This is a genomic window from Kitasatospora sp. NPDC059812 (assembly GCF_042732075.1).
Taxonomy (GTDB): Bacteria; Actinomycetota; Actinomycetes; order Streptomycetales; family Streptomycetaceae; genus Kitasatospora.
Genome location: NZ_JBHWIO010000105.1, coordinates 1 through 6,172, shown reverse-complemented (window position 1 = coordinate 6,172; position 6,172 = coordinate 1). Strand labels below are relative to the sequence as shown.

Below are 6,172 nucleotides of genomic sequence, written 5' to 3'. Positions count from 1 at the left end.
CGCGCGCCCGGGCGCCGCGGGCGGCCGGGCGCGGGGGGGGGGGCGCCCCGGCCCCCCCCCCGCCCGGGTCATCCGGCCCTTCCGGGCCTTCCGGGCCTTCCGGGCCTTCCGGGCCGTCTGGTCCATCTGGTCCGTCAGGGCCGTCTGGTCCGTCCTCCGGCGGCGGTCGGGGGCCGCACACGCCGTGGTGGCGCTCCGGGCGGGGGCTCGCGTTGGCCGCCGGCACGCTGGCGGTGGCCGTGGTGGCCACCGTGCTGATCGTGAACAGCCAGGGCGGCGGTCACCACGACACCCTGCCGGCCGCCAACGAGGTGGCCCTCCAGGCCCCGGCCGACCCGGGGCCGGACCCGTTCACCCCATCGGTGGAAACCCAGGGGGTGAGCGCCCCCGCCCCCGCCCAGGAGCCGCAGTCCGGGCCGGCGCCGCAGTCCGCCCAGGCACCGCAGTCCGGGCCGGGCGGCCGGTCCACGGCCGCCTCCCCGGCGGTGATCCACAGCGTCGAGGGCAGCTCCGCCGGGCTGTACGGCGGGACGATGACCAAGCCCAGCTGCGACACCGAGCGCCTGATCGGGATGGTCTCCAGCGGGGACTCCGGCCGCGCCTGGGCCTCCGCCGCGGGCGTCCAGCAGTCCGAGATCCCGTCCTACCTGCGCTCGCTGACCTCGGCCTATCTGCGGGTGGACACCCGGGTCACCAACCACAACTACAAGAGCGGCGCCGTCGCCGAGTACCAGTCCGCGCTCCAGGCCGGCACCGCCGTCCTGGTGGACTCCCAGGGCGTGCCCCGGGTGCGCTGCTCCTGCGGCAACCCGCTGAAGCCGCCGGTGCTGGTGAGCGACGCCAAGTACACCGGGAAGGCATGGGCCGGCTTCCACCCGACCACGCTGGTCGTCGTGGTGCCCGCGCCGCAGCCGGTGACCGAGATCATCCTGGTGAACATCGAGACGGGCGGCTGGTTCTCCCGCCTGACCGGGCGGATCGACGTGGTCGACCGGAACGTCGGACCGCCCAAGGGGCCGCTGGCGCCAGGCGTCCCGCCGCCGGGGAAGATGACGCCCACCACGCCGGCGGGCACGGCCTCGACGTCGCACTCGACCTCCGCCTCGCCCTCCGGGGCCACCTCCGGGGCGACCTCCGGGTCCGGCTCGGCGACGACCTCGGGTTCGACCTCGTCCGGGGCGACCCCCTCGGGGGCCACGTCCTCCGGAGCGACCTCGTCCGGGGCGACGTCCTCGGGCGCCTCGACCGGGACGGGCTCCGCCTCGGCAACGTCGTCCACCTCCTCGGGCACCCCGACCGGGACGACCAAGACGACCGGGTCCTCGACCGGCTCGTCCACGGGGTCGTCCGCAGGCTCCTCGACGGGGTCGTCCACGGGCTCGTCCACGGGTTCGTCCACCACCAAGACGCCGACCCAGACCCCGACCCAGACGCCGAGCACCAAGGCCCCGGCGACCACGACCGGTTCCACCACCAACGGCACCACCAACGGCACCGCCCCCGGCACCACCGCGACGGCCACCGAACCCCCGAAGACCGCTACGGCCGGGAGCGCCACCCCCAGCTGATCCGCCCGACTCCCCCGCACCACCCGCCACTACCCGCCGCCACCGGCCGCCCGTCCGCCGGTGGCGGCGGCGCGTCTCAGGGCAGCAGCACCTCGGCGTCCTCGGGCCCCAGCACCCGGCCGCCGGCCGCGCGGACCTCCATCGCCTCGATCGGCGCGCCCGTCCCGCGTTCCACCAGCCGGGCGCGCGGCTCGCCCTCCGCGAAGAACCACTGGTCGCCCCACTGCCGCAGCGCGGTGATCACGGGGAAGAGGGCGCGCCCCTTCTCGGTCAGCACGTACTCCTGGTACGGGCTGCCGTCGGCGGCCGGCGCGAGCTCGAACACCCCGTTGGCGACCAGGTTGGTGAGGCGGGCCGAGAGGATGTTCCTGGCGAGGCCCAGGTTCTTCTGGAACTGCCCGAAGCGGCGCAGCCCGTCGAAGGCGTCGCGCACGATCAGCAGCGTCCAGCCGTCGCCGACGACGTCGAGCGGGCGGGCGACCGGGCAGGTCGACTCCTCGTGCGTGGTGCGCTTCGGCACTTCTCCCACCTTCCACCGGTCGGCGCCCAGCCTAGCGGCGAGTCGCGTGGTTGCTTATTGAAACCACATTATGCCAGGGTGGCGTGGTAGCACTTTGAAACCAGTCCGGCCGTGCCCGCCACCAGGAAGTCCCGCCCATGACCTCGCCCACCCGCGCCACCGCCGTCACCGCCGCCGAAGCGCCCCCACGCGGCCTGCCACCCGCCGCCGCCTGGCTCCTCTCCGTCGCCTGCGGCCTCGCCGTCGCCAACGTCTACTACTCACAGCCCCTGCTCGACCTCATCGCCGCGGACTACGGCATCGACCCGGCCACCATCGGGCTCGTCGGCACCCTCACCCAGACGGGCTACGCGCTCGGCCTGCTGCTGCTCGTCCCGCTCGGCGACCGCGTCAACCGCCGCACCCTCACCACCGCTCAGCTCGGGCTCTCCGTGCTCGCCCTCGCCGCCGTCGCGCTCGCCCCCTCCGCGCCGCTGATGCTCGCCGCGATGGCCGCCGTCGGAGTCCTCGCGGTGGTCGCCCAGGTCGTCGTCGCGTACGCGGCCTCGCTCGCCGCGCCAGCCGACCGGGGCCGGGTGGTCGGTACCGTCACCAGCGGCATCGTGGTCGGCATCCTGCTCGCCCGCACCGTCGCCGGCACCATCGGCGACCTGGCCGGCTGGCGCGCCGTCTACGTGGTGTCCGCCGTCGCCACCGGCGCGATGGCCCTCGCCGTCGCGGTCGTCCTCCCGGCCGAACGTCACCGGCCGTCGGCACCGACCGGGCATACCTCGCAGACCTCGCAGACCGCACGGATCAGCTACCCCCGGCTGATCGGCTCGGTGTTCACCCTCTTCGCCGAGGAGCCCGTGCTCCGCGCCCGGGCGGTCCTCGCGCTGCTCACCTTCACCTCCATCACCGTCCTGCTCACCCCGATGGTGCTCCCGCTCGCCGCCCCGCCGTTCAGTCTCAGCCACACCCAGATCGGGCTGTTCGGCCTGGCCGGCGCCGCCGGAGCCCTGGGTGCCGGCCGCGCGGGCCGGCAGGCCGACCGCGGCCGGGCCGAACACACCGCCGGCATCGGCCTGTTGGCCATGCTCGCCGCCTGGATCCCGGCGGCCCTGCTGCCGCGCTCGGCGTGGTGGCTGGTGCTCGCCATGGTGGTGATCGACTACGGCCTGCAGTCCGTGCACGTGGTCAACCAGCACCTGCTGTACCAGGTCCGCCCCGAGGCGCAGAGCCGGCTCACCGCCGGGTACATGCTCCTCTACTCCGCCGGCTGTGCGGCGGGCGCGATCGGCTCCACCCTCGTCTACGAGCACTGGGGCTGGACGGCCGTCTGCCTCCTCGGCGCGGCCACCAGTCTGGCCGCACTGCTCTACTGGCTTGCCAGGAAGCAGAATTGACGAAGCCTCGGAACGGCTCCTCGCCCTGATCCGGCGGCGTCCGCGCCAGGCCGTCGGCGAGGTCCACCGCCGTGTCGCTCTCGAAGGGGGCGGCGCCCCGGCCACCGACGGCGCGTCACGGGGCGGGTATCGTCCGGGCCATGAAGGCAGTGTTACGCCGGGTGTGGTCCCTTCCGTTGGCGGGCGCGGTGGTCTCGCTGCTGGTGCTCTGCTGGAGCCTGTTCGCCGCGTCCGCGCAGTGGCGGGCCGCGAGCCGGATAGACGCCGCGCCGCTGCGGGTCGACGGGACGGTCAGCGCCGTGGCCCTGCGCAAGGGCGGCTGGCTCTACACCATCACCTACCGGGCGGGGGATCGCGACTACCGCACGTCGGCGCTCGGCCTCAAACGGGTCGAGAAGCCGCACGTCGGGATGACCGTCCCCCTGGAGGCGGCGGCGGACGACCCGGCCACCGTGCGCGTGGCCGGCGACCACTACCCCAACGACGACATGCCCGCGACCTACGTGCTGGCCGCGGTGGGCGCCACGGCGGTCCTGCTGTGGCTGGTCGGCCTGCTCGTCCAGCGCGCCCGGGGCCGGACTCTCCTCCCGTGACGCCCGTTCGGCCGCCGGGCCGGTTCGCCCACCGCCTCGTGGGTGCGGCCGCGCGGCGCCCGCCGCCCCCGTCAGTCCACGCAGGGGATGCCGCCGGCCTTGACGGCGGGGCCCTGCATGGGGAGGCCGGCGGCGGGGTCGGTGGCCGCGTCGCCCGGCCCGGTGGTGGCGGCGGCGGAGGGGCTGGGGGTGCGGGTGACGGCGAGGGTGACGACGATGTGGCCGGGGGCGACGACGGCGGCCGCGGTGGCGGTGACGCCGTAGCGGGTGGCGAGCTGCTGGGCGTCGGCCTTGGCGCCGCTGCCGTAGGTGACGGTGGTGGCCCTGGTCCTGGCGGCGGCGTCGCCGATCCTCCCCGGCTGGTAGCCGAGTTCGGCGAGGGCCTTGGACTCGGTGGCGGCCGCGCCGGCGCCCGCGACGGCGTTGACGTCCACGACGGCCCTGGTCGCGGTCGGGGAGGCGGCGGACGGCGAGGGGGTGGCGGTCTCGGCGGCCGTCTCGGTGGGCGCGGGGACGGCCTGGACGGGGGCCGGCTCGCGGTTGAACAGCTGCCGGACGATCTTCTTGATCAGCTCCGGGTTGACGGTGTTGACCTCCTGGCCGCCGACGGTCTTGAACCCGGTGATCGGCAGGGTGTTGAACTCGACGTTCCCGCCGGTGAGGTTGGGCGCCTGCTGGGCGAAGTCGAGGATGTTCCACTCGTTGTCGATGACGACGTCCTTCTTCACCACTCCGAACAGCTTCTGCATCTGCCCGAAGTCGTTGAGGATGCCCTGCTGCTTGAGCCGGTACTCGACGGAGGAGATGAACGCCTGCTGCCGGTGTGTGCGGTCGAGGTCGCCGTTGGCGAGGTGGTGGCGCTGGCGGACGAAGGAGAGGGCCTGGGCGGCGTTGAGGGAGCTGATGCCGGCGGGGAGCTTGAGGCCGGTGCCACCGCCCTCGTGGGCGGCGGTGCGGGCGGTGATCGGGTCGTCGACGGGGTGGTTGAGGCAGACCTGGATCGGCTCGACGGCCTTGGCGATGTCGTAGAAGCCGATCAGGTTGACCTCGGCGAAGTGGTCGATCGGGACGTCGAGGAAGCCCTGCACGGTCTGGATGGTGGCGGAGCGTCCGGCTTCGCGGCTCTGCCGCTCCAGGTCGGCCTTGGAGAGCCCCTTGCCGGCGAGTTTCTGCTCGGCGGCCACCTTGGCGATGCCGTAGGCCTCCTTGATCTTGTGCATCTTGCCGTCGGCGCCGAGGGTCTGCACGTAGTCGTCGCGCGGGACGGACAGCGCAGTGACCTTGCCACCGTTGGCCGGGATGTGCAGGACGATCAGGGCGTTGGTGTTGTAGCCGCCGATCTCGCTCGACCCGGCGTGCAGTTCGTCCTCGACGAACTGCTTGGGCAGGTCGTTGCCGTCCATGTCCTTGCGGCTGTCGAGGCCGATCAGCAGCAGGTTGACGGACTTGTCGAGGTGGGGCGGGGCGTTCTTCTTGGCCTCGCTCAGCGCGGTGGACTTGGTCATGCCGTCGTCGAGGCTGCGGTACTCGTACCAGGTGAAGCCGCTGGCGCCGAGGACGGCGATGGAGACGGTGCAGGCGAGCGTGCGCCCGGCGACGGTCAGCGGGGCGGGGCCGCGGCGCGGGGCGCGGCCGCGCGGGCGGAGGCGGGCGGCGCGTTCAGCCACGACGGCTCCTTCCGGCCGGGGTGCCCGCCCTGCGGAGCCGTCGGCGATCGAGCGCGATGCGGACCGCGACGACCAGCAGCGCGACCCCCACCGCCGCCGCCATCACCGGGAACGCCCCCACCACCCACCGCAGCGCGCCGGTGCCGAGCTGCTTGCCCTGGTACGCGTCCCGGTTCGCCAGGTACTCGATGCCGGCGGCGCCGAGCAGCACCACGAGCGGGGCCGCGGTGACGACCCACCAGCGGCCGGCCCGGCTGCACAGCGCCGCCGCGGCGCCCGTCCCGCCGACCGCACCGACCGCGAAGAGCACGCCGACGCCGGGGCCCCCGAGCTCGTCCGCGACACCGCCGAGGACGGGCAGGCCGACGGCGGTGAGCAGCACCGGCAGCCGGCCGCCCCGGCGGGCCTGCGGCCGGCGGCGGGAGGCCGCGGGCCGTGG

General features: G+C 74.6%; 6 protein-coding genes. 3 read left to right on the top strand and 3 right to left on the bottom strand.

Annotated features, from left to right (window positions below):
• Positions 1-212 precede the first annotated feature (212 nt).
• Complete coding sequence (locus ACFV6D_RS34130) at positions 213-1,568, top strand: DUF6777 domain-containing protein (protein WP_380343257.1); 1,356 nt, start codon at positions 213-215, stop codon at positions 1,566-1,568.
• A 76-nt stretch (positions 1,569-1,644) separates the two neighbouring features.
• Here the strand turns inward: ACFV6D_RS34130 and ACFV6D_RS34125 are convergent, their stop codons facing one another.
• Entirely contained in the window at positions 1,645-2,088 is a 444-nt protein-coding gene (locus tag ACFV6D_RS34125; protein WP_063350649.1) for a helix-turn-helix domain-containing protein, read from the bottom strand.
• Positions 2,089-2,225: 137 nt separating this feature from the next.
• Between ACFV6D_RS34125 and ACFV6D_RS34120 the strand changes: the two genes are divergently transcribed.
• Together ACFV6D_RS34120 and ACFV6D_RS34115 are read left to right on the top strand one after the other, a co-directional pair.
• On the top strand, positions 2,226-3,473 hold the full coding sequence (locus ACFV6D_RS34120; protein ID WP_380343260.1) for an MFS transporter: 1,248 nt from the start codon (positions 2,226-2,228) through the stop codon (positions 3,471-3,473).
• Positions 3,474-3,613: 140 nt separating this feature from the next.
• On the top strand, positions 3,614-4,066 hold the full coding sequence (locus tag ACFV6D_RS34115; protein ID WP_159398579.1) for a hypothetical protein: 453 nt from the start codon (positions 3,614-3,616) through the stop codon (positions 4,064-4,066).
• A gap of 71 nt (positions 4,067-4,137) precedes the next feature.
• Here ACFV6D_RS34115 and ACFV6D_RS34110 read toward each other — a convergent pair whose 3' ends face one another.
• Together ACFV6D_RS34110 and ACFV6D_RS34105 are read right to left on the bottom strand one after the other, a co-directional pair.
• Complete coding sequence (locus tag ACFV6D_RS34110; protein ID WP_380343263.1) at positions 4,138-5,733, bottom strand: LCP family protein; 1,596 nt, start codon at positions 5,731-5,733, stop codon at positions 4,138-4,140.
• A partial coding sequence (locus ACFV6D_RS34105) for a DUF6542 domain-containing protein (RefSeq protein ID WP_380562659.1) occupies positions 5,726-6,172 on the bottom strand: 447 nt, incomplete at its 5' end. The genes ACFV6D_RS34110 and ACFV6D_RS34105, both read right to left, overlap by 8 nt.

What these genes read in the sequence shown, in the direction of transcription:
- ACFV6D_RS34120 (WP_380343260.1), top strand. Translation starts at nt 2,226, where the DNA reads ATGACCTCGCCCACCCGCGCCACCGCCGTCACCGCCGCCGAAGCGCCC.
- ACFV6D_RS34115 (WP_159398579.1), top strand. Translation starts at nt 3,614, where the DNA reads ATGAAGGCAGTGTTACGCCGGGTGTGGTCCCTTCCGTTGGCGGGCGCG.